Annotated in this window: 19 protein-coding genes; 11 read left to right on the top strand and 8 right to left on the bottom strand. The window is 70.3% G+C overall.

The window, feature by feature from the left end; translation table 11 throughout:
• Positions 1-54 precede the first annotated feature (54 nt).
• The 4 genes from AB0B45_RS37555 to AB0B45_RS37540 all read left to right on the top strand — a co-directional run bounded on the left by AB0B45_RS37555 (position 55) and on the right by AB0B45_RS37540 (position 4,863).
• Positions 55-1,245 carry an allantoate amidohydrolase gene (locus AB0B45_RS37555; protein ID WP_358140803.1) on the top strand — a complete coding sequence of 397 codons (1,191 nt, stop codon included), beginning with the start codon at positions 55-57 and terminating at the stop codon, positions 1,243-1,245.
• Complete coding sequence (locus AB0B45_RS37550) at positions 1,242-2,567, top strand: formimidoylglutamate deiminase (protein ID WP_358140800.1); 1,326 nt, start codon at positions 1,242-1,244, stop codon at positions 2,565-2,567. Before AB0B45_RS37555 ends, AB0B45_RS37550 begins: the two co-directional genes overlap by 4 nt.
• Positions 2,564-3,700 carry an imidazolonepropionase gene (gene hutI, locus AB0B45_RS37545; protein ID WP_358140798.1) on the top strand — a complete coding sequence of 379 codons (1,137 nt, stop codon included), beginning with the start codon at positions 2,564-2,566 and terminating at the stop codon, positions 3,698-3,700. The genes AB0B45_RS37550 and hutI overlap by 4 nt, the downstream gene beginning before the upstream one ends.
• Positions 3,701-3,927: 227 nt before the next feature.
• Positions 3,928-4,863 (top strand): sigma-70 family RNA polymerase sigma factor, encoded by a 936-nt coding sequence (locus AB0B45_RS37540; RefSeq protein WP_358140795.1) that lies wholly within the window; start codon positions 3,928-3,930, stop codon positions 4,861-4,863.
• Positions 4,864-4,964: 101 nt separating this feature from the next.
• On the opposite strand, the gene AB0B45_RS37535 is transcribed toward AB0B45_RS37540, so the two are convergent.
• On the bottom strand, positions 4,965-5,621 hold the full coding sequence (locus AB0B45_RS37535; RefSeq protein ID WP_358140793.1) for a methyltransferase domain-containing protein: 657 nt from the start codon (positions 5,619-5,621) through the stop codon (positions 4,965-4,967).
• 74 nt (positions 5,622-5,695) lie between these two features.
• Positions 5,696-6,634: an iron-siderophore ABC transporter substrate-binding protein gene (locus tag AB0B45_RS37530; RefSeq protein ID WP_358140791.1), complete on the bottom strand. Its 939-nt coding sequence runs from the start codon at positions 6,632-6,634 to the stop codon at positions 5,696-5,698.
• A gap of 218 nt (positions 6,635-6,852) precedes the next feature.
• On the opposite strand from AB0B45_RS37530, the gene AB0B45_RS37525 reads away from it, so the two are divergent.
• The 7 genes from AB0B45_RS37525 to AB0B45_RS37495 all read left to right on the top strand — a co-directional run bounded on the left by AB0B45_RS37525 (position 6,853) and on the right by AB0B45_RS37495 (position 15,429).
• Complete coding sequence (locus AB0B45_RS37525; protein ID WP_358140788.1) at positions 6,853-8,196, top strand: ammonium transporter; 1,344 nt, start codon at positions 6,853-6,855, stop codon at positions 8,194-8,196.
• Positions 8,193-8,531: a P-II family nitrogen regulator gene (locus tag AB0B45_RS37520; protein ID WP_183648817.1), complete on the top strand. Its 339-nt coding sequence runs from the start codon at positions 8,193-8,195 to the stop codon at positions 8,529-8,531. The genes AB0B45_RS37525 and AB0B45_RS37520 overlap by 4 nt, the downstream gene beginning before the upstream one ends.
• 46 nt (positions 8,532-8,577) lie before the next feature.
• Positions 8,578-10,806 (top strand): [protein-PII] uridylyltransferase, encoded by a 2,229-nt coding sequence (locus AB0B45_RS37515; protein ID WP_358140785.1) that lies wholly within the window; start codon positions 8,578-8,580, stop codon positions 10,804-10,806.
• A 201-nt stretch (positions 10,807-11,007) separates the two neighbouring features.
• The gene (locus tag AB0B45_RS37510) at positions 11,008-14,022 is read left to right on the top strand and encodes a nitrate- and nitrite sensing domain-containing protein (RefSeq protein WP_358140782.1); all 3,015 of its coding nucleotides are present in this window, start codon (positions 11,008-11,010) and stop codon (positions 14,020-14,022) included.
• A 46-nt stretch (positions 14,023-14,068) separates the two neighbouring features.
• Positions 14,069-14,491 carry a roadblock/LC7 domain-containing protein gene (locus AB0B45_RS37505; RefSeq protein WP_183648813.1) on the top strand — a complete coding sequence of 141 codons (423 nt, stop codon included), beginning with the start codon at positions 14,069-14,071 and terminating at the stop codon, positions 14,489-14,491.
• Positions 14,492-14,495: 4 nt separating this feature from the next.
• Positions 14,496-14,861, top strand: a complete 366-nt coding sequence (locus tag AB0B45_RS37500) for a DUF742 domain-containing protein (protein WP_358140779.1) — start codon at positions 14,496-14,498, stop codon at positions 14,859-14,861.
• The gene (locus AB0B45_RS37495) at positions 14,842-15,429 is read left to right on the top strand and encodes an ATP/GTP-binding protein (RefSeq protein WP_358140776.1); all 588 of its coding nucleotides are present in this window, start codon (positions 14,842-14,844) and stop codon (positions 15,427-15,429) included. Before AB0B45_RS37500 ends, AB0B45_RS37495 begins: the two co-directional genes overlap by 20 nt.
• 102 nt (positions 15,430-15,531) lie before the next feature.
• Here the strand turns inward: AB0B45_RS37495 and AB0B45_RS37490 are convergent, their stop codons facing one another.
• The 6 genes from AB0B45_RS37490 to AB0B45_RS37465 all read right to left on the bottom strand — a co-directional run bounded on the left by AB0B45_RS37490 (position 15,532) and on the right by AB0B45_RS37465 (position 22,074).
• A complete protein-coding gene (locus AB0B45_RS37490; RefSeq protein WP_358140773.1) occupies positions 15,532-16,293 on the bottom strand; it encodes a TetR/AcrR family transcriptional regulator in 762 nt (253 codons plus the stop codon).
• A 1-nt stretch (position 16,294) separates the two neighbouring features.
• Positions 16,295-16,909, bottom strand: a complete 615-nt coding sequence (locus AB0B45_RS37485) for a DUF998 domain-containing protein (RefSeq protein ID WP_358140771.1) — start codon at positions 16,907-16,909, stop codon at positions 16,295-16,297.
• A gap of 140 nt (positions 16,910-17,049) precedes the next feature.
• On the bottom strand, positions 17,050-17,982 hold the full coding sequence (locus AB0B45_RS37480; protein ID WP_358140768.1) for an ABC transporter substrate-binding protein: 933 nt from the start codon (positions 17,980-17,982) through the stop codon (positions 17,050-17,052).
• A gap of 48 nt (positions 17,983-18,030) precedes the next feature.
• Positions 18,031-19,011 carry an ABC transporter substrate-binding protein gene (locus AB0B45_RS37475; RefSeq protein WP_358140765.1) on the bottom strand — a complete coding sequence of 327 codons (981 nt, stop codon included), beginning with the start codon at positions 19,009-19,011 and terminating at the stop codon, positions 18,031-18,033.
• A gap of 7 nt (positions 19,012-19,018) precedes the next feature.
• Entirely contained in the window at positions 19,019-20,923 is a 1,905-nt protein-coding gene (locus AB0B45_RS37470) for an ABC transporter permease subunit (RefSeq protein ID WP_358140763.1), read from the bottom strand.
• On the bottom strand, positions 20,920-22,074 hold the full coding sequence (locus AB0B45_RS37465) for a glycine betaine/L-proline ABC transporter ATP-binding protein (protein ID WP_358140760.1): 1,155 nt from the start codon (positions 22,072-22,074) through the stop codon (positions 20,920-20,922). The genes AB0B45_RS37470 and AB0B45_RS37465 overlap by 4 nt, the downstream gene beginning before the upstream one ends.
• Between the last annotated feature and the right edge of the window lie 320 nt (positions 22,075-22,394).

Below are 22,394 nucleotides of genomic sequence, written 5' to 3'. Positions count from 1 at the left end.
CCGTCCCCCGGGGTGTCGGAGAGGGTGAATGGATTCATTCACTAGAGTGAGGGCATGCTGGATGAACTCTCGCGTATCGGACGGGATCCCGCGACCAACGGCTATGTGCGGGACGCGTGGTCGCCCGCGGACGAGGAACTGCGGGAGTGGTTCCGGCAGGAGGCCGCCAGGCGCGGCCTCGGCCTGCACGACGACCGCAACGGCAACCTGTGGGCCTGGTGGGGCGACCCCGACCGCGAACCCGGCGTGGTCACGGGCAGCCACCTCGACTCCGTACGGCAGGGCGGCGCGTTCGACGGCCCTCTGGGCGTCGTGTCCGCCTTCCACGCCCTCGACCTGCTGAAGGGCAAGGGCTTCACCCCCTCCAGACCGATCGGCGTCGCCTGCTTCACCGACGAGGAGGGCGCCAGGTTCGGCGTGCCGTGCATGGGCTCGCGGCTGCTGACCGGCGTGCTCGACCCCGGCAGGGCCAGGGGGCTGACCGACGACGACGGCGCCACGATGGCCGAGGTGCTGCGCGCGGCAGGGCGGCGGCCGGACGAGCTGGGCAGGGACGACGAGACCAGGGCCAGGATCGGCGTGTTCGTCGAGCTGCACGTGGAGCAGGGACGCGGCCTCGCCGACCTGGACGAGCCCGTCGGGGTGGCGAGCGCGATCTGGCCGCACGGCAGGTGGCGGTTCGACTTCCACGGCGAGGCCAACCACGCGGGAACGACGCGACTCGAGGACAGGGACGACCCGATGCTCGACTACGCCCGCGCCGTCCTCCAGGCGCGTGAGGCGGCGGAGAAGCACGGGATCGTGGCGACGTTCGGCAAGGTGCGGGTGTCGCCGAACAACGCCAACGCGGTCCCTGGGCTGGTCTCCGCGTGGCTGGACGCGAGGGGCGGCGCCGAGCAGGCCGTCAGGGCCCTGGTGGAGGAGCTGTCCGACGGCAGGAGCGTGAGCGAGGAGTCCTGGACTCCCGTCGTCGACTTCGAGGTGCCGCTGCGCGACCGGCTGGCCGCAGCCGTGGGCTCCGCCCTCGCGGACGTTCGGGCGGCGGGGCGGCGTCCCGCTCCCGTGCTGCCGACAGGCGCGGGCCACGACGCGGGCATTCTCGCGGCGGCCGGCGTCCCCGCGGCCATGCTGTTCGTGCGCAACCACACGGGCGTCTCCCACTCGCCGAAGGAGCACGCCGAGGCCGACGACTGCGCGCACGGGGTCACCGCCCTCGCGGGTGTGCTGGAGGAGCTGGCGCGATGACCGTCTACTGGTGCGAGCTCGCCCTGCTGCCCGAGGGCGTCGCCGACAGCGTGCTGATCGAGGTCGAGGACGAGCGGATCGTCTCGGTGGGCAGGGACGCTCGCCAGGGGATCGTCCTCGAAGGGCTGACGATCCCCGGCATGGCCAACGCCCACTCCCACGCCTTCCACCGGGCGCTGCGCGGCACCACCCAGACGGGCAAGGGCGACTTCTGGACGTGGCGCGAGCAGATGTACGAGGTGGCGGGCGCCCTCGACCCCGACTCCTACCTGAGGCTCGCCAGGGCGACCTACGCGGAGATGGCCATGGCGGGCATCACCTGCGTGGGCGAGTTCCACTACCTGCACCACGGGCCGGACGGCGTGCCGTACGACGATCCGAACGAGATGGGGCACGCGCTGATCCAGGCCGCGCGAGAGGCCGGCCTGCGCATCGCGTTGCTGGACACCTGTTACCTGACCGGCGGGGTCGGCACCGCGCTCCTGGGGACGCAGCGGCGCTTCGGCGACGGCACCAGCGACGCGTGGGCGGTCAGGGCCGAGGGCCTGGCCGCCGCCTACGAGGGGCGGCACGACGTCGAGATCGGCGCCGCCATCCACTCCATCAGGGCCGTGCCGCCCGAGCAGATGCCGACGGTCGCCGAGTTCTCCCGCAAGCACGCGGCCCCGCTGCACGCGCACGTCTCCGAGCAGCGGGCGGAGAACGCCGCGTGCGTCGAGCGCTACGCCGCCACGCCCGTCCAGGTGCTGCACGAGCACGGCGCGCTCGGCCCTCGCTCCACCGCCGTCCACGCCACTCACCTGGCCGAGGTCGACCTCGAACTGCTCGGCCACTCGCGCACCCACGTCTGCATGTGCCCGACGACCGAGCGCGACCTCGCCGACGGCATCGGCCCCGCCCGCGCGCTGTACGACAGGGGTTCGCCGATCACGCTCGGCTCCGACAGCCACGCCGTCGTCGACCTGTTCGAGGAGGCCCGCGCGGTCGAGCTGAACGAGCGCCTCGCCAGTGAGAGGCGCGGCCACTGGCGCGCGCCCGAACTCCTGGCCGCCGCCACCTCCGCCGGTCACGCGTCGCTGGGCTTCCCCGACGCGGGAAGCCTCGTCCCCGGCGCGTGGGCCGACCTGGTCTCCGTGCGCCTCGACTCGGTCCGTACGGCAGGCGCGACACGCGATAGCGCCGTGGAGTCGATCGTGTTCGCGGCGACGGCCGCGGACGTGCACAGTGTGATCTCGGGCGGTCGCCGGATCGTCACCGACGGCCGGCACGAGCTGGGAGACGTCGGGCGGATGCTGAACGAGGCGATGGGAGCGATCAGATGAGTACCCTCATCGACGGGATCGGGATGCTCTTCGACGGGCAGGTCGAGCGTCTCGACGCCGCGGTGGTCGTCGAGGGCGAGCGGATCGCGTGGGTGGGCCCCTCCAGCGAGGCGCCCGCGTGCGACGAGCGCCACGACGTCGGAAGGCGATGCGTCATCCCCGGCTTCGTCGACAGCCACGCGCACCTGGTCTTCGCCGGCGACCGCACCTTCGAGTTCAACGCCCGCATGTCGGGCCAGAGCTACACCGCGGGCGGCATCCGCACCACGGTCGAGGCCACCAGGGCGGCGGGCGAAGCGGAGCTGGCCACGCGGGCGGCGGCGCTGGTGGCGGAGATGACCGCGCAGGGCACGACCACCGTGGAGATCAAGAGCGGCTACGGGCTGACGGTCGAGGACGAGCGGCGCTCGCTGGAGATCGCCACCTCGCTGACCGACGAGACGACCTACCTGGGCGCGCACGTCGTGCCGGCCGGCGCCGACGCTGACGACTACGTCAGGACCGTCACGGGCGAGATGCTGCGGGCGTGCGCGCCGTACGCGAAGTGGGTGGACGTCTTCTGCGAGCGGGGCGCCTTCGACGGCGACCAGACGCGCGAGATCCTCCAGGCGGGGATCAAGGCCGGGCTGCTGCCGCGGGTGCACGCCAACCAGCTCACCGAGGGCCCGGGCGTGCGGATCGCGGTCGAGCTGGACGCGGCCTCCGCCGACCACTGCACGCACCTGACGGACGCCGACGTCGACGCGCTGGCCTCCTCGGACACGGTGGCCACGCTGCTGCCGGGGGCCGAGTTCTCCACCCGTTCGCCCTATCCTGACGCGCGCCGGCTGATCGACGCGGGTGTCACGGTGGCCATCGCCACCGACTGCAACCCGGGCTCGTCGTTCACCTCGTCGATGCCGTTCTGCGTGGCGCTGGCCGTACGGGAGATGGGGATGACGCCGATGGAGGCGGTCAGGGCCGCGACCTACGGAGGGGCGAGGGCCCTGCGCCGCGACGACATCGGGCAGCTGCGCGAGGGCGCGCGGGCCGACCTCGTCGTCCTGGACGCCCCTTCGTTCGTGCACCTGGCCTACCGGCCGGGTGTGCCCCTCGTGCGGCAGGTGTGGCGGGCGGGGGAGCGGGTGCGTTAGGCCCGCGAGTCATCCTCTGGTCGGAGCCGCCGCAAGTGGCGTGACCTGCGACGGGGGCGGCGGATCGACGTCGCTCCCGCCGCTTGCCGACGGGCGGGCGAGGCCTTCTCTCCTCCCTGAGGAGGAGGCGCAGAACCGTCCTCTGGTCGTAGTTCTTTTGGGAATCTTTGCTTCGGACCGGACGTTGGCGGGATATAGACGCAGCTGCGGGAACGAGGTGCCTGGGGATGGCAAGGCCTACGGGGAATCGCACGCAGGAGGTCGCTGATCGCGACCTGCTCGGGACCTATCTGGCGGAGATAGGCAGGGTCCCGCTGCTCACCGCCGAGGAGGAGGTCGAACTCGCCAAGCGGATCGAGGCGGGGCTGTTCGCCGAGCAGTTGCTCGACAGCGGGGGCTCGGAGCCGCGGATCGGGGACGCGGCCGACGAGGAGCTCGAGCGCCTGGCGATCTCGGGACAGCGGGCGAAGGACGAGTTCATCCAGGCCAACCTGCGACTGGTGGTCGCGGTGGCCAGGAAGTACTCGGGGCGGGGAATGCCGCTGATCGACCTGGTCCAGGAGGGGAACCTGGGCCTGGTACGGGCGGTGGAGAAGTTCGACTACCGGCGGGGGTACAAGTTCTCGACCTACGCCACCTGGTGGATCAGGCAGTCCGTGGGACGCGCCATCCACGAGCAGGCCCGCCCGGTGCGGCTGCCCACCCACGCGGGTGAGCAGATGACGAGGCTGATGCGGGTACGGCGCGACATGCTGGCCGAGTTCGACGCCGAGCCGACCGACGACGACCTCGCGAAGGTGCTCGATCTGCCGATCGAGCGGGTGCGCGAGCTGCGCCGCTGGGCCTCCGACCCGGTCTCGCTGCAGCTCGGCGTGGGCGACGAGGACGAGACCGAGCTGGGCGACATGATCGCCGACGAGACGTGGGCGGACCCCGAGCAGCAGGCGATCGACATCCTGGAGCGCGAGCGCCTCGACGAGTGGCTGACGGGGCTCGAGGGCCCGACCAGCGAGATGCTGCGCTGGCGCTACGGCCTGCTCGACGGCCGCGAGCACACGCTGACCGAGGTCGGCGAGCGCTACGGCATCGGGCGTGACCGCGCCCGCCGCATCGAGCGCGACGCTCTGGCCAGGCTACGCAAGATGGCCACCGCCGCCGCCTGAGGGTCCTCGCCGAGAGGCTCTTCGCCAGAGGCCGCCGGGTTCACCCGGCGGCCTCTGGCTTCTCCCGATCAGCCCTGCGCGGGCCGGGGATCTGGAACGGATCAGTCCGCGCGGCGGCCCACGTAGCGCAGGCCCGTGGCCCTGATCAGGCCCGCGTCGATCGTGTCCTGCTCCTCGCCGCCCCCGTGGTCGGTGAAGAAGTACGGCCCGCGCTCCATCGCCACGGGCTCGAACCAGCGGCTCAGAGCCGCCTGCTGGCCTTCGCCCGTGTGCAGCCCCTCAGCGGAGCCCCAGCCGCCGACATAGGCCTCCCAGGACAGCCCAGAGGCCAGCCAGCGGTCCCTGTGCGCCCGCAGCCAGCCCTTCTCGTTCTCGGGGGTGGGCGCCGACAGCCGCTCGAAGCACCAGCGCGCCGTCGCCTCGTCGAACAGCTCACGCGCCCACTCGACCACGACGAACACGCCGCCGGGCCGCAGCGCGCCCGCGACCTTGCCGAACACCTCGTCCAGATCGTCGACGTGGTGCAGCGAGGCGCAGGCGACGACCGCGTCGACCCGCCGGGGGAGCTCGTACTTCTCGAACACCATCCGGTGGTACGGCGGGCCCTCGGGCGCTTCGGGGTCGACGCCCGCCGCGCCGTACCCATGGGAGAGCAGGCGGGGCACGAAACCGCCGAACGGGCCGCAGCCGATCTCCACCACGTGGGCGGGCGCGGGCGGCAGGTGGTCACGGACGAAGGACCAGTGGTAGTCGTTCACGCTTCCGAGCATCGGCCTGGCCCGGCATGAGGACAACTGCGGGTTGAACAGGCCCGCCATGCACGCGACGCATATCAGGACAGCGGCGTCAGGTACTTGTCGAGGTCGTCGAGGATCTTGCCGGCCGCGGTGACGCCGATGCCGAGCATCCAGACCTCGTCGTCCACGTTGTGCGCGTTGCCGGACGTGACCGCGCCGAGGTTCTTCCACAGCGGGCCGCCGGTGACCTGGGCCTGGCTCTTGGCGGCGGCGTCGCCGTACGCGGTGTAGAACAGGGCGTCGCCGTCGGCCTTCGCGATGTTCTCCTGGCTCAGCTTGCCGAACCGCTTGTCGTCCTGGCCGGCGAGCAGCTGCGCCTCCGGCCGCTGGACGCCCGCGTCGCCGAGCACGATGCCGCTGAAGGACTCGGGGCCGTACATCCTGATCTCGGTGGGCATGAAGCGCACGAGGCTCACCTTGAGCTTGGCGAACTTCGCGCCGACCTGCTTGGCGCGGCCCTCGTAGGCCGACAGCAGCTTCTGCGCCTCGGCCTTCCTGCCGAGCGCGTCGGCGTCGAGGAGGAAGTTGTCCTTCCAGGTGACGCCGACCTTCTCGGTGAACACCGTGGGCGCGATCCTGCTGAGTTTGTCGTAGAAAGCGGCCTGGCGGAACTTGGTGCCGAGGATGAGGTCGGGCTTCAGCGCCGTGATCGCCTCCAGGTTCGGTTGCTGGAGAGTGCCGACGGACTTGGTGGCCGACAGGGCCGAGCCCAGGTAGGCGGGCCACTTCTGGTTCTCGGTCGCCTGGGCGGCGCCGACGGGGGTGAAACCGAGCGACACCATGGTGTCCAGCTTGTCGGTGTCGAGGACGACGACCCGCTTGGGCGTCTCGGGGACCTTCGTCTCGCCCATCGCGTGCTTGATCGTCCGGGTCGGACCTGTAGCCGCCCCTTCGGGGGTGGCGGCGCCGCACGCGGTGAGCACGAGGGCGGACAGCAGAGCGGCGGCCGTGAGCCCGGCCAGACGGAACGTCATCAGTGTTTTCCTTGATCGCTTAGGTAAGGCAACCCTAAGTGTAGTACTGGCTTGTCCGAAACACCCGTGAAACACCAGGGCGCGGAGTTTCACGAATGCGAAACATCTGGGGTCAAGGCACGAAACGGCAGAAGAAGACGCTGTGGCCATACGTCAGTGCGCTGCTGGGGGCATCCACTGCGACACGTACAGGCCGAAAGTGAAGGAGGGTCGCGTCGATGATCGATAGCGGCACTACCGCCTGGATGCTGGTATGCACCGCACTGGTGCTGCTCATGACTCCGGGCCTCGCGTTCTTCTATGGGGGCATGACCAGGGCCAAGAGCGTCCTCAACATGATGATGATGTCGTTCGTCAGCATCATCGTGGTGACGATCGCCTGGGTCCTCTACGGCTACTCGCTGGCGTTCGACGCCTCCGGTGGCGACACGCTGAACCTGATCGTCGGCGGCCTGGACAACCTCGGCCTGAGCGGCGTGTTCAACGCGGTCTACGAGGGCCTGGTCGTCCAGGGAGGTCAGGTCACGGCCGAGGCGGCCGCGGCCGACAACTTCCCGATGATGGTCTTCTCCGCCTTCCAGCTCACCTTCGCGATCATTACGGTCGCCCTGATCAGCGGCGCCATCGCCGACCGCGCCAAGTTCGGCGCCTGGGTGGTCTTCTCCCTGGTGTGGGCGACGGTCGTGTACTTCCCCGTGGCCCACTGGGTGTGGGGCGGCGGCTGGCTCGGCCAGCTCGGCATCGAGGACTTCGCCGGCGGCACCGTGGTCCACATCAACGCGGGAGCCGCGGCCCTCGCGCTCGCCCTCGTGCTCGGCAAGCGCCAGGGCTGGCGGAAGGAGCCGATGCGCCCGCACAACCTGACGCTGGTCCTGCTCGGCACCGGCCTGCTGTGGTTCGGCTGGTTCGGCTTCAACGCGGGCTCCGAGCTCGCGCCCGACCAGACCGCGGGTCTCGCCTTCATGAACACGCAGATCGCCACCGCCGTCGCGGCGGGCGCCTGGCTCGTGGTGGAGAAGCTGCGCGACGGCCACGCCACCACCCTCGGCGTCGCCTCGGGCGCCGTCGCCGGTCTGGTCGCGATCACCCCTGCGTGCGGCTTCGTCGACCCGTGGGCGGCCATCGTCATCGGCCTGCTCGCCGGCGTGGCCTGCGCCTACGCGGTCGGCCTGAAGTACCGCCTCGGCTTCGACGACTCCCTCGACGTGGTCGGCGTGCACCTGGTCGGCGGCGTCATCGGCGCGGTCTCCCTGGGCTTCCTCGCCGCCTACCCCTTCCTCCCGCAGCAGAACGAGGGCCTGCTCTACGGCGGCCCGCTCAGCCAGCTCGGGCTGCAGATCCTCGGCCCGGTCGCGGTCGGCGGCTACTCGTTCGCCGTGTCGTGGGTCGCGGCCAAGGTGATCGACAAGACAATGGGCTTCAGGCTCGACCCCGACAAGGAGGTCGCGGGCGTCGACATCACCACGCATGCCGAGACCGGCTACGACCTGGGCTCCGTGCACGCCTCGGGTGTCACCGCGTCCTCCGCGCTCGCCACGACCCCGAAGAAGGTGGACGCATGAGACTCATCACCGCCGTCATCAAGCCGTTCAAGCTCGACGACGTGAAGGCAGCGCTGGAGCAGTTCGGCATCAAGGGCATGACGGTCAGCGAGGCCAGCGGCTACGGCCGCCAGCGCGGGCACACCGAGGTGTACCGCGGCGCCGAGTACCAGGTCGACCTGGTGCCCAAGGTGCGCCTCGAGGTGCTGGCGGAGGAGGACGACGCCGAGGAGGTCATCGACGTCATCGTCAAGGCCGCCCAGACGGGCAAGATCGGCGACGGCAAGGTGTGGTCCGTCCCCGTCGACACCGTGATCCGGGTGCGCACCGGAGAGCGCGGTCCCGAAGCCCTGTGATGGAACGCAGGCCGGAGGTCCGGGCGGAGCCCGGCCGGAGGGCACGGTGAGAGCGGACGCCCGATCGTTCGCCGCGGCCCGCAAGGAGCGGGCCGCGGAAACCGACCGCTGGCTGAAGGATCTCCTGCGGACGGCGAATTCCGACGGCGAGGGCGTCGCGCTCGTCGCCGTCGGCTCCCTCGGCAGGGGAGAGCTGGCCCCCGGCAGCGATCTCGACCTGGTCATGCTGCACGAGGGCAGGCAGGACGTCGCCAGGCTCGCCGACCGGATCTGGTACCCGATCTGGGACTCGGGCGTGGGCCTCGACCACTCGGTCCGCACGGTCGACGAGGCCGTGAAGGTCGCCCGCGAGGACCTGAAGGTCGTGCTCGGCCTGATCCAGGCCAGGCACGTCGCGGGCGACCCCGAGCTGACCAGGAAGGCGAGAGAGTCGGTGCTCGCCGAATGGCGGGCAGATTCCCGCCGCAGGCTCGTGGAGCTGCGCGACTCCGCCGACAAGCGGGCCCAGACCAGCGGGGAGCTGGCCTTCCTCCTCGAACCCGATCTCAAGGACGGCCGTGGAGGGCTGCGCGACGTGCAGGCCATGCAGGCCGTGGCCGCCGCCTGGGTGGCCTCCGCCCCAGGCCCGCGGGTCCGCGAGGCGTACGAGCTCATCCTCGACGTACGGCATGCGCTCCACGTCGTCACCGCCCGCGGCGCCGACCGGCTGGTCCTGCAGGAGCAGGACGCGGTGGCGGGCACGCTGGGGCTGCTCGACGCCGAGGCGCTGATGCGCAGGCTCGCCGAGGCGGGCAGGACGATCTCCCACGCCTTCGACGCCACCTGGCGCACCGTCGACCGGCTGCTGTCGGGCCCGGTCCCTCGCGGTCGCAGGCCGCTGGCCGACGGCGTGGTCGAGCACGCGGGCGAGGTCGTGCTGGCCCGCGGCGTCACCCCTCGCACCGACCCCGTCCTCGTGCTGCGCGCCGCCGCCGCTGCCGCCGAGTCGGGACTGCCGCTGGCGCCTGCCACCGTCTCCGTGCTGGCAGGCCAGTCGGCGCCGATGCCGGTGCCGTGGCCCGACGAGGCCCGCGACGCGCTCGTGGCGCTGCTCGGCGCGGGACGCGCCGCCGTCCCCGTGTGGGAGGAGCTAGACCAGGCGGGCATCCTGGTGAAGCTGCTGCCCGACTGGGAGCGCGTACGGCACCGCCCGCAGCGCAACCCCATCCACCGCTTCACCGTCGACCGCCACCTCATCGAGGCCGCGGCCAACGCCGCCGCCTACACCCGCGAGGTCGCCCGCCCCGACCTGCTGCTGATCGGCGCCCTCCTGCACGACGTCGGCAAGGGCTGGCCAGGCGACCACTCGGCCACCGGCGAGGTGGTCGTGCGCGACATCGGCACCCGTCTCGGGCTGCCGGCACAGGACGTGGAGATCCTCGCCACCGTCGTCCGCCACCACCTGCTGCTGCCCGAGACCGCGACCAGGCGGGACCTCGACGACCCCGTGACGATCGAGAAGGTCGCCGGCGCGGTCGGCTCGCGCGAGGTGCTCGACCTGCTCGCGGCGCTCGCCGTCGCCGACGGCCACGCCACGGGGCCCGCCGCGTGGAACGCGTGGAAGGCCTCGCTCGTCGACGATCTCGTGCGCAGGGTGCGCAGCGCGCTGTCGGGCTCGCCGCTGCCTCCCGCGCCCGCCCTCTCGCCCTCCCAGGCGACGCTCGCCAGGCACGGCGGCGGAGCGATCAGGGTGAATGGGACAAACGTCACAGTCGTCGCCCCTGACCGCCCTGGACTGCTCTGGCGGGCGGCCGGCGTCCTGGCCGCGCACAGGATGGTCGTCCGCTCCGCCTCCGCCGCTTCCGCGAGCGCCACGGCCGTGATCGAGTTCTCCGTCGTCCCCGAGTACGGCACGCCGCCCGACCCCGCGACTCTCGAGGCTGACCTGCGCCTCGTCCTGGCCGGACGCCTGGACATCGAGCAGCGGCTGGCCCGCCGTACGCGATCTACGCGACCCCCCAGGGTGCCGGTCGCCCCACCCCGTGTCACCTTGATCGAGGACGCGTCCGCGACGGCCACCGTGGTGGAGGTCAGAGCCCACGACCGTCCGGGCCTTTTGTGGCGGATCGGGCGAGCTTTCGGAGAATGTGGGCTTGACGTGAAAGCCGCTCGCGTGGAGACTCTCGGCGCGGAGGCGGTTGACGTCTTCTACGTAGTGGACCGCGCCGGACGCCCCCTCAGCGACGACGCGCAGCGGACCCACGTCCGCGATCACGTGCTCGCTGCACTCCGGTAACCAACGGCAACGGTCTGCGGTCACATTTGTAACAATTGTGTCCGTTTTGCCTGGTACGCGAGTTGTGGCGGATACGTTGAGTGGCGAATTCGGTCATTTTTGATTCCTGTTGTGGAACAGGGTTGAGGGGTAACGACGGCTGTGACGACGGTGACATCCGACGGCGGACGCACCGCCAGGCGGGACCGCGGGAAGCGGTCGATGCCACGAATGGGACTGCGCAACTGGCGCGTGAGATCTCGACTCACCGCACTCATCCTGGTGCCCACCATCGCGGGCGTCGTGCTGGGCGGAGCGAGGGTCGTGTCCTCCGTGGACAGCATCGGCGCGTACGACCGCACGGTGGTCGTCGCCCAGCAGGCCACCGACATCCGTGACCTGGTCCAGTCGCTCGGTATGGAGCGTGACACGGGCGGCTGGTTCTACGCGACCAAGCAGCGCAAGCAGCTCAAGCAGCCCTACGAGGAGAGCAAGGACGTCGTCGACAAGCAGGTCAAGGCCGTCCTGGCCGACCTGGCCGCGATGGACGCCTCCTACGGCCCGCGAGTCGAGCAGGCCGCCAAGCTCGCCGCCGCCCAGCTGAGGTCGCTGTCGGCGATCAGAGGGCAGCAGCGCGCCAGGGCCGACTCCAGTGCCTACCGCTACCTGGTCTTGCAGCTCGTCCGCGTCCACGAGGAGCTGAGCCTCCTCAACAACGACCCGCAGATCCTCGGTGACTTCCGCGCACTGACCGTGCTGGTGAAGGCCAAGGAGGAGGTCTCCAGGCAGCGGATCATGCTGCTGGAGTCCTACTACGGCTCCTCCAAGGTCGACGCGCAGCGGGTGACCGACTTCATCGCCGCGGGTTCCCAGCAGTGGCAGCTGGTCAACAGCTTCGCCGCCGACGCCGGCGCCACCAGGGCCACGGCCCTCGCGACGGGCCTGAGGAACGACAGCGACGTGGTCAGGGCCGAGCTGACCAAGGCCCGCGCCATCCGGCTGACCAACGACGGCCCCGCCTTCCAGGCCAGGGCGCTGCTCGTCGACCCCACCCAGTGGTTCGAGGACAACGCCAAGGCCATCTCGGTCATGCAGAAGGTCGAGACGAACCCCGACCCCAAGAACCCCGGCCTCGCCCAGGCCGTGACCAGCCGCGCCGAGGAGCTCAGAAGCGCCGAACTGCGCACCGCCCTCCTCATCGGCGGCGCCATCCTGCTCCTGCTCCTGCTGGTGCTGCTCTTCACCGTCCTCATCGCCCGCTCGATGGTCACCCCGCTGCGCCGCCTGCGCAGCGAGGCGCTCGACATCGCCGGATCCAGGCTGCCCGACGTCGTGCGCAACCTGCGCGTCTCCGGCAACCCCACCGTGCCCGAGGTCGAGCCGATCGACGTCGAGGGCAAGGACGAGATCGGTGAAGTGGCGCAGGCCTTCGACGAGGTCCACCGCCAGGCCGTACGGCTCGCGGCCGAGGAGTCCGAGCTCCGCAGCAACATCAGCGCGATGTTCGTCAACCTCTCCCGCCGCACGCAGACGCTGGTGGAACGGCAGATCTCGCTGATCGACGGCCTGGAGAAGGGCGAGCAGGACGGCACCCGCCTCGCCGACCTGTTCAGCCTCGACCACCTGGCCACCCGTATGCGCCGCAACTCCGAGAACCTCCTGGTTCTCGCGGGCCACGAGCCCACCCGCAGGCGCAGCCAACCGGCCAAGCTCGTCGACGTCGTCCGCGCCGCCCTGTCCGAGGTCGAGGACTACGAGCGCGTCCAGGTCAAGGTGCACCGCGCGACCTCGGTCGTCGGCAGCGCCGCCAACGACCTGGTCCACCTGGTGGCCGAGCTGGTCGAGAACGCCATCCAGTTCTCGCCCAAGAACAGCAATGTCGTCGTCTCCAGCAGCATCATCGAGGGCGGCGGAGCGCTGCTGTCGGTGAGCGACCTGGGCATCTCCATGAACGAGGCGGAGCTCGCCGAGGCCAACAGGCGTCTGGCCGAGCCGCCCGTCGTGGACGTGTCGGTCTCGCGCCGCATGGGCCTGTTCGTGGTCGGCCGTCTCGCCCTGCGCCACGGCATCAGGGTGCAGTTGCGCAAGGGCGAGGGCGCGGGCCTCATCGCGATGGTGCTGCTGCCGCCGACGCTGCTGCCCGACGCCAACCAGCCGCCGCCCCCGCAGCCCCCCGCCTTCCGCGGCAGCGCGTCTCCCGCGCCCGCTTTCGGCGCGCCCGCGCAGAACGGCGCGTTCGCCGCCTTCGAGTCCTACGACTCCAACGGGCACGGGCAGGGCTCCCGCCAGAGCTTCGGCGCCTTCACCGCCGACACGGGCGGCGACAGCGGCGGCTTCTTCCGCCAGCAGCCGCCGCAGCACGGCGGACAGCACCCGTCGTTCCCGAGCATCGACCTGAGCGCGATGCCGAACCTCGACCAGACGGCGCCGCACCCCGGCGGCTCGCACCCGTCCTTCCCCAGCCTGGACCAGAACGGCCAGCAGCGCCGGGCCTTCCCCAGCGTCGACAAGAACGGGCAGCACCCGTCCTTCCCGAGCGTGGACCAGAACGGGCAGCACCCGTCCTTCCCCAGCGTCGACAGCGGGCTGCCGCGCCGCGCCCCCCGGGCCGACGGCGGCAACACCGGCGCGTTCCCGGCCCCACCGCCCCCGATGCAGACGCCGTCCTACCCGTCGGCCGAGCAGTTCGCGCCGTGGGAGGAGCACACCGCCTCCATGCCCGCGGTCGGCAGCTCGCCGATGGAGCCCGAGCAGGAGGAGTTCCTGCCGATCTTCGCGTCGGTGGAGTCGGCCTGGTTCAGGCGTCCCGCGGAGGCCGCGCAACCGCCTGCCTCCGCCGCCGGGCCCGCAGGGCCTGCCGCGGGGTCGTCCACCGGGCCCTCGGCCTCGCCGAGGCGGGAGCCCAAGTACCACATGCCAGAGGCGCAGCCCGCACAGGCCGTACCCTCTGATGGTGATCTGTGGCGGACCCCCGCCGACGCGGGGTGGCAGGCAGCGGCCGCGGCCAGCGACCCCAGCCTCGGCGGCATCACCGCCGCCGGTCTCCCCAAGCGCACCCCCAAGGCGAACCTGGTCCCCGGCACGGCGGGCCAGCCGCCCCAGCAGATGACCCCGATGCCGCCCGTCTCGGCGGACCGGATCAGAAACCGGATGTCCAGCTTCCAGCAGGGCGTCCAAAGGGGACGCGCGGAACTGAACGACGAGTCCGCCCCTAACGGGTCGGATAAGGAGGAGTAGGCGTGAGCGAGCGTCGCGAGGTCACGCTTCCGACGAAGGAGGAAGCGTGACGACCTTGAGTCACGAGGCCCACAGGTTCGACTGGCTGATCACTGACTTCGTCAGGAACACCCCCGGAGTGGCCCACGCCGTCGTCGTGTCGGCCGACGGCCTCTGTCTGGCCAGTTCCGAGGGCTTCCCGCCGGACAGGGCCGACCAGTTGGCGGCCGTGTCAGCGGGCCTGCTCAGCCTCACCGTTGGCGCCTCGCGCGTCTTCGAGGGCGGACCCGTGACCCAGACGGTCGTGGAGATGCAGCGTGGCCTGCTCCTGGTGATGGCCATCAGCGACGGTTCTGTGCTGACCGTCCTGGCCTCGCCCGACTGTGACATGGGTCTGGTGGCCTACCAGATGACCCTGCTGGTGGACCGCGCCGGCCAGGCGCTCACCCCGGCTCTCCGCGCGGAACTCCAGGCTGCCAGGACCCGGTGATGTGATGGTGTACGGAAGCGACGGGACAGGGGACGAAGAGCCCCTGTTCCGTCCGTACGCAGTCACCGGCGGCAGGTCGGAACCCCGCTACCACATGGCAATGGAGACGCTGATCTCCTCGATGTCTATCCCGGATGACGAGATGGCCCTGCTCACCCCCGAGCAGGAGGCCATCATGACGCTGTGCAGGTCGTTCCGGTCCGTCGCCGAGATCTCCGCTCTGCTGCGGGTCCCGCTCGGCGTGGCCAGGGTCGTCGTCGCCGACATGGCCGACGAGGGCCTCGTGCGCCTGCATCAGCCGCGTCTCGACCAGGGACAGCCAGACATGAACATGCTCGAAAGGGTGCTCAGTGGACTTCGCAGGCTCTAGCGGCGGCGGGCTCACCTCGACGAAGATCGTCGTCGCGGGCGGGTTCGGCGTCGGCAAGACGACGTTCGTGGGTGCGGTGTCCGAGATCCTCCCACTGACCACGGAGGCGGTCATGACCGATGCCTCGGCGGGCATCGACGACCTCGGCCTGACCCCGAACAAGCAGACCACGACCGTGGCCATGGACTTCGGCAGGCTCTCGCTGGACAGGGACCTCATCCTGTACCTGTTCGGCACGCCGGGCCAGCACCGGTTCTGGTTCATGTGGGACGACCTGGTACGCGGCGCGATCGGCGCCGTCGTGCTGCTCGACACCCGCAGGCTCGCCGACTCCTTCCCCGCGATCGACTACTTCGAAGAGGCCAAGCTGCCCTTCGTGGTGGGCGTCAACGGCTGGGAGGGGCAGTTCCCGCACTCGGAGAACGAGGTGCGCGAGGCGCTGGCGCTCGCGCCGCACATCCCGATCGTGCGGACCGACGCCCGTAACAGGGACTCGGTCAAGGCGACGCTGATCTCCCTGGTGGAGCACGTCGTCAGGGTCCGCGCCACCTACGGCGCGCCCGCCTGACCCCCTCGCTGAAGGCCGCCGTTTCCTCTCGACGGCCCGACCTGTCGCTGAAGGCCGCCGTCTCTCGGCGGCCTTCAGCGCTTCCCTTGCCGTCGCCGGGGGTCAGGAGCGGGTGTCGATGAGGAGGGAGATGCCGTCGAGCAGGCGTTGGAGGCCGAACTCGAAGGTGTGCTCGGGGCTGTGCGCCGAGCCGTACACCTCGGCGGCGGCCTCGCCGACGCGGGAGGCGACGGGGAAGCGGCTCACGTCGGCGATCCTGTGCAGGAACGGCGCGTGCGCCGCCCACCACTGCTCGTCGGTCATCCCCGTGTGCTTCTCCGCCTCAAGGGCCTCCACCGCGCCCCTGGCCGCGCCGTGCACGAACCCGGTGACGAGCGTGATGACCGAGTCCATCTCGACGTCGGTGAGGCCGATGCCGTCGATGGCGCGCAGCTCGTACTCGTACTTGGCCGTGGCGTTGGGTCCGAGCACGGGACGGCTGGTCGCGACCTGGAGCAGCCACGGGTGGCGCAGGTAGAGCGCCCAGTTCTCCCTGGCGATCTGCTCCAGTCGGGCGCGCCAGCCGCCGGGGAGGTCGGCGGGGCGGGCGGTCTCGCCGTAGACGGTGTCGAGCATGACGTCGAGCAGCTCGGGCTTGCCGGGCACGTAGGTGTAGAGCGACATGGTGCCGACGCCGAGCCGCTCGGCGACCCTGCGCATCGACAGCGCCGAGAGCCCCTCGGCGTCGGCGACCTCGATGGCGGCGCGGACGATGCGGTCCACGCTCAGCTCGGGCTTGCCCTTGCGGCTCGGGCGTTCGCTGGTGCGCCACAGCAGGGCGAGGCTCCGGGCGGGATCGCCCTTGCCGGTGTACTCGACGGTCACACTACGTACGGTACACCGTACGGAGCCCGCTGCCGAGCAGGGCGACCCACGTCAGGCCGACGACGAGCGTCAGCCGTTGGAGCAGCCCCGCGATGTCCGTGAGGCCTTCGGTGCCGGAGAAGCCCGCCCCCGTGAGCAGGAAACCGGCGAGGAAGACGACTCCCGTGGTGATCGAGTACGCCGCCCAGCCGGGCCTGCCCCAGCCGATGAAGCGCCTGCCGTACACGAAGCAGGCGATGGGCAGGCCCGCGAAGACGAGCATGGAGAACAGGTCGTGGAGGGTGCCCGCCGTGGTGGAGGTCGTGGGCGCGCCCCGCGGGTAGCCGTTCACCGGGTCGGTGACGAAGATCCCCGCCCCGATGAGGCCGACGGCGAAGGCGAGCATCAGGGCGAGGCCCCAGCGGGAGGTGCCTCGCAGGCTGATCGCGAAGGCCAGCATGAGCAGGCCCGTCACGAGGAAGTTCGTGGTCTGGGTCCAGCCGAGGTCGCCGATGGCGAGCGAGCTGACGGGATGCATGAGCGGGTCGTAGCCGTCGCCCCGCGTGGCGCCCTCGACGAGGAAGGCGACCACGAACAGCACCGCGCCGACCGCACCGCACACTCGCATCAGTCTCATCGCACTCCCTTCACACCGAGCACACTCCCCGAACCTGCCGAACCTGTCGAGCCTGCCGGTCATCCCGCCTACGGCGGGGGTGCGACGGGACGTGCCGCGGCGGGTCTCCACTGGAGGTGCAGGGAGAGCCCGCCGTCGCGTCACCTGGGCAGCCAGTCCTTCCACACGATTTTGTTCGCGTCGACCCACTTCTTGGCGGCCTGCTCGGCCGACATGCCGCCGTCGGTCATGTCGCTGGCCACCGCGTTCTGGTGGTCGTTCGTCCACGAGAAGTTACGGACCAGCTCGTAGGCCCTTCCGCCGGTGTCGGCGAACTTCTTGCTGACGATCTTGTCCAGCAGGTAGGGCGGGTAGTCGCAGGCCACCTTCGCCGCCACGGCGTCGCAGCCGATCGCGTAGGAGGGCAGGTTGATCTTGGCCATCTTGACCTGGGTGAACAGCCACTGGGGCTGGTAAAAGTACATCAGCAGCGGCCGCCTGTTCTTCGTGGCGGCCTTCATCGCCTTGATCAGCGCGTCCTCGCTGCCCGCGTAGACGACCTTGTACTTCAGCTTCAGATTGCGGACCAGGTCCTCGTCGGCGGTGACGAAGGTGGGGTCACCGTCGAGCACCTGCCCGAACTCGCCGGACTTGTCGGTCTTGAAGAGGTCGGCGTACTTGTTCAGGTTGCGCCAGTTGGTGATGTCGGGGTACTCCTCGACCATCCACTGCGGCACGTACCAGCCGATGACGCCCTTGTTGCCGTTCAGTCCCGCGGAGACGGCGACCTTCTTGTCCTGGATGAACTCCTTCTTCTCCTTCTCCCTGCCCCAGTTCTCGACGATGACGTCGACGTCGCCGCTCTCGAAGCCCTTCCACGACTGCTCCTCCGTCAGCTTCTTGGTCTCGACCTTGTAGCCGAGCTCGTGCTCAAGGAGGTAGGCGAGCACCGCGGCGCTCGCCTCGTAGCCGACCCACGGGTTGACGGCCAGCCGTACGGTGCCGGTGGCCTTGGGCGCCTGGGGTTCTTCGGTGGTGCAGCCGGTGAGGATCAGGCCCAAGGCGAGAGTCGCGGCCAGCAGTTTGGTTCTCATGTGCGGTCTCCGGCGTGGCCCCCCGCCAGCGACGGGGGGCACGATCGTTTACTTCGGGAGCCAGGCCTGCCACTTGGCCTGGTTGGCGTCGACCCACTTCTTGGCGGCGGCCTCGGCGGACATCCCGTTGTTCTGGATGTCGTTGGCGACCGCGTTCTGGTCCTCGTTGGTCCAGGTGAAGTTCTTGACCAGGTCGTAGGCCTTGCCGCCGGTGTCGGCGAACTTCTTGCTCACGATCTTGTCGAGGTCGAGCTCGGAGTAGTCGCAGGCGACCTTCTTGGGGTCGGCGTCGCAGCCCGCGGTGTACGCCGGCAGGTTCACCCTGGCCAGCTTGACCTTGTCGAAGAGCCAGTGCGGGGTCCAGAAGTAGAACAGCAGCGCCTTCTGCTGCTCCTGCGCCTGCACCGCCGACTCCAGCAGCGCGGCCTCGCTGCCGCCCGTCACGACCTTGAAGTCCAGCTTCAGGTTCTTGACCAGCGCCTCGTCGTTGGTGACGTAGGAGGGGTCGCCGTCGAGCAGCTGGCCCTTGCCGCCGGACTCGGAGGTCTTGAACAGGTCGGCGTACTTGTTGAGGTTCTTGTAGTCGGTGATGTCGGGGTACTTGTCGGCCATCCACTGCGGGACGTACCAGCCGATGACGCCCTTGTTGCCGGTCGAGCCCGCGGAGGCGGCGACCTTCTTCTCGTCGATGTACTTCTTCTTGAGGTCGTCGTGGCCCCAGTTCTCGACGATGACGTCGACCTCGCCGGTCTCGAAGCCGGCCCAGGCGACCTCCTCCTTGAGCTCCTTCTTCTCCACCGTGTAGCCGAGCTCGGTCTGCAGCAGGTGCGCGATGACGGCCGCACTGGCCTCGTATCCGACCCAGGGGTTGATGGCCAGCTTGACGGTCCCCGCGGCCGAGGTGCTCGCCGAGCCACTGGGCTGGGCGGCCGCGGTCGACGTGGTGCCGCCGTCGACCCTGGCGCCGCCGCCGCACCCTGCGACGGCCAGGCCGAGGGCGACGACCCCGGCCATGAGGCGAATCTTCATCCGGTGATCATCCTCTTATGTGGGGGGAAGAGCGCCTGTCGGCGCCCTGCGTGATGCGGTCGAGCATGATTCCCAGCAGCACCGTGGCGACTCCGGCGACGAAGCCCATGCCGAAGTCGGAGTGCTGGGAGAAACCTGTGACGACGTCGTAGCCGAGCCCGCCCGCGCCGACCATGCCGCCGACGACGACCATGGCGAGCGTCATCACGATGCCTTGGTTGGCGGCCAGCAGGATGGCCCCGCGCGCCATCGGCAGCTGCACCTTCCACAGCAGCTGGCGCCGGGTGGAGCCGGCGGACAGGGCGGCCTCGACGGAGGTGGGGGAGACGCCGCGGATGCCGTCCTCGACCAGGCGCACCACGGGCGGCACCGCGTAGATCACCGAAGCGAAGATCGCGGTGAACCTGGTCGGCCCGAACAGCGCGAGCGCCGGCAGCAGGTAGACCACCGAAGGCATCGTCTGGGCGGCGTCGAGCAGCGGGCGCTGCACGGCCGAGTAGGCGCGGGAGCGCGCGGCGGCCACTCCGAGCACGAGGCCGAGCAGCAGGGCGACGGCGGCCGCGACCAGCACGGTGGTGAGCGTGGCCATGCTGTGCTCCCACAGTCCGAGCAGCGCCAGCGCCAGCAGGCAGGTCAGCGCGATCAGGGCGGGCCTCGGCCCGCTCGCCCACCAGGCCAGCGCCAGTACGGCGGCGGCCACCAGCCACCACGGGGTGGAGGTCAGGACGTCCTGCAGCGGGTTCAGCAGGACCGCGGAGGTGACGTTCTTGATCGCCTCGGTCACGTCGTACCAGCTGAACTTGGCCCACTCCACCACGTCGTTGACGGGCCCGCCGATGGGCAGCACCCATTCCTCGGGGAAGGCGGCGGGCAGGACGAAGGACAGCGCCAGGCCGCCCACGGCGAGCGCGCCCGCGACCGCGTACCTGATCGGGCCCGTGACGGTCTGGCGGGCGGCCGCCATCGTGGCCCTGTCGAGCACGATCGCCATGATCACGATCGCGATGCCCGCGGGCAGCATGAAGCCGACGTTGGCCCGCGACAGCCCGCGGATGATGTCGGAGCCGAGCCCTGGAGCCGAGATGAGGGCGGCGATCACGACCATCGACAGCGCCATCATGATGGTCTGGTTGATCGCCAGCGCGACGGTCTCGCGGGCCATCGGCAGCTGCACCTTGCGCAGCGTCTGCCAGCGGGTGGCGCCGATCGAGTCCGAGGCCTCGATGGCGGTGTGGGAGACCTGCTCGATGCCCAGTGCGGTGATCTTGATGGCCACCGGCATCGCGTAGATGAGGGTGGCGACGGTCGCGGAGGAGGGGCCGATGCCGAAGAAGAGCACCATCGGCGTCAGGTAGGCGAACGTCGGCATGATCTGCATGACGTCGAGCACGGGCGAGATGATCCTGCGCAGCCGCGCCGACCGGCCGGCCCAGATGCCGAGCGGCAGCCCGATCAGCAGGGCGACCAGCACCGAGGCGAGGACCAGGGCGAGCGTGCGGACACCGGCCTCCCAGACTCCCAGCACGCCGAAGGAGGCGAAGCCCGCCACGCCGAGCAGCGCGATCCGCCAGCCGCCCGCCAGCCAGGCGAGGCCGCCGACCACGCCGATGAGCCCCGGCCAGCCCAGCGCGAACAGCACGGTCTCCAGGGCGGTGTAGAGCTGGCCCAGGTAGATGCGGACGTAATTGATGAAGTACAGGAACAGCGGGTTGTCGTTCCTGTTGGCGTCGACCCAGTCGCGCGCGTCGTTGACGGCGAGGAAAGTGGCCGCCTCGTCGTCGTGCGGGAGCGTGGCGGTGCCGTTCAGAGTGAGGTAACCGACCAGGAGGGCGGCGACGAGGGTCGCGGGCACGACCCAGCGGGGCGGCCGGCGGATCGCCGACGCGCCCGCGACGGCGACGGCGCCGCTCACGAACGCGCCTGGGAGACGGGCCCGATGTCCTCGCCCTCGGCCCCGTCCGTCTGCGGGGGAGCGGTCTCCTCGGGTGACGGCGTGGGCTCGGGGACGCGGATCCTCCCCTCCGGTTCGGCAGGCGAGTGCGCCATGGCCGACAGGATGTCCACACGGTCGACCACGCCCACCAGTTCGTCCCCGTCCATCACCCTGATGGGCCTGGCCGAGCCCGTCACCGCGGGGATGGCGTCCCTGATGACCGTGTCGGCGGGAAGGACGGGACCGTCGAGGTGCTCGTCGGGCTCCGGCGTCCTGCAGATCCACCGCAGCGACAGCACGTGGCTGCGCGGCACCTCGCGCACGAAGTCGGCCACGTAGTCGTCGGCGGGCGCGCCCACGACCTCCTCGGGCGTCCCGAGCTGGACGATCGAGCCCGCCCGCATGATCGCGATGCGCTGGCCCAGCTTGAGCGCCTCCGACAGGTCATGGGTGATGAAGACCATGGTCTTGCCCACCTCGCGGTGCAGCCTGATGACCTCGGCCTGCATGTCGCGGCGGATCAGCGGGTCGAGCGCGCTGAACGGCTCGTCGAACAGCATCACCTGGGGGTCGACGGCCAGCGCCCTGGCCAGGCCGACGCGCTGCTGCATGCCGCCCGACAGTTGGTCGGGGTAGGAGTCCGCGTGGCCGTCGAGGCCGACGAGGGAGAGGATCTCCCGCGCGCGCTCGTGCCTTCGCTGTTTGGGCGAGCCCTGGATCTCCAGGCCGTAGGCGACGTTGTCGATGACGCGGCGGTGCGGCAGCAGGCCGAAGTGCTGGAAGACCATGCTGACGTGGTGACGGCGCAGTTCGCGCAGGTCGGTGGGCGAGGCGGCGCCCACATCCCGGCCACCGATGGCGATCCTTCCCGCGGTCGGCTCGATGAGGCGGGTCAGGCAGCGCACCAGGGTGGATTTGCCGCTTCCCGACAGGCCCATGACGACGAACATCTCGCCCGGCTTGACGTCGAACGTGACGTCTCTGACGGCGATGGTGCAGCCGGTCTTCTCTCGGAGTTCGGCCGCGTCGAGATCTTTGTCAGGGCCTTTCAGCACGCGGTCCGCACGCGGGCCGAAGATCTTCCAGAGCCCGCTGACCTCGATGGCCGCACTGTCCTGCCCGGCTGCCACTTTCTGCCTCCAGAAGCTTGCCGGCCCCGCGGTTGGCCCGGTCCGAGTTGTCGAGGGTAGGCGCGACGGGGCTCAACATAGGGCCTAAATCACGCGAATCTCAACGTCGTGACCATCCAGAGACTCGGGTGTTACGGAGTGGATCTACAACTGGAACGGGCTAACCCCCCACAAGCGGACAGAGTCTGATATATGGTGATTTTCCTAGCTCAAGATCCATTAATGGGCGTCCGAAATTGGGGGCTCCAGGTTATCTGTGCTTGTGTCGCCCCGGACTAGATTTGTCGCGTTATGTTCGTTTGGTCTTCTGGTATTGATGT

It is taken from the genome of Nonomuraea sp. NPDC049152 (assembly GCF_040648355.1).
Classification (GTDB): Bacteria; Actinomycetota; Actinomycetes; order Streptosporangiales; family Streptosporangiaceae; genus Nonomuraea.
The sequence above is the reverse complement of the archived record's forward strand: the minus strand, read 5'-3'. Positions and strand labels throughout refer to the sequence as shown.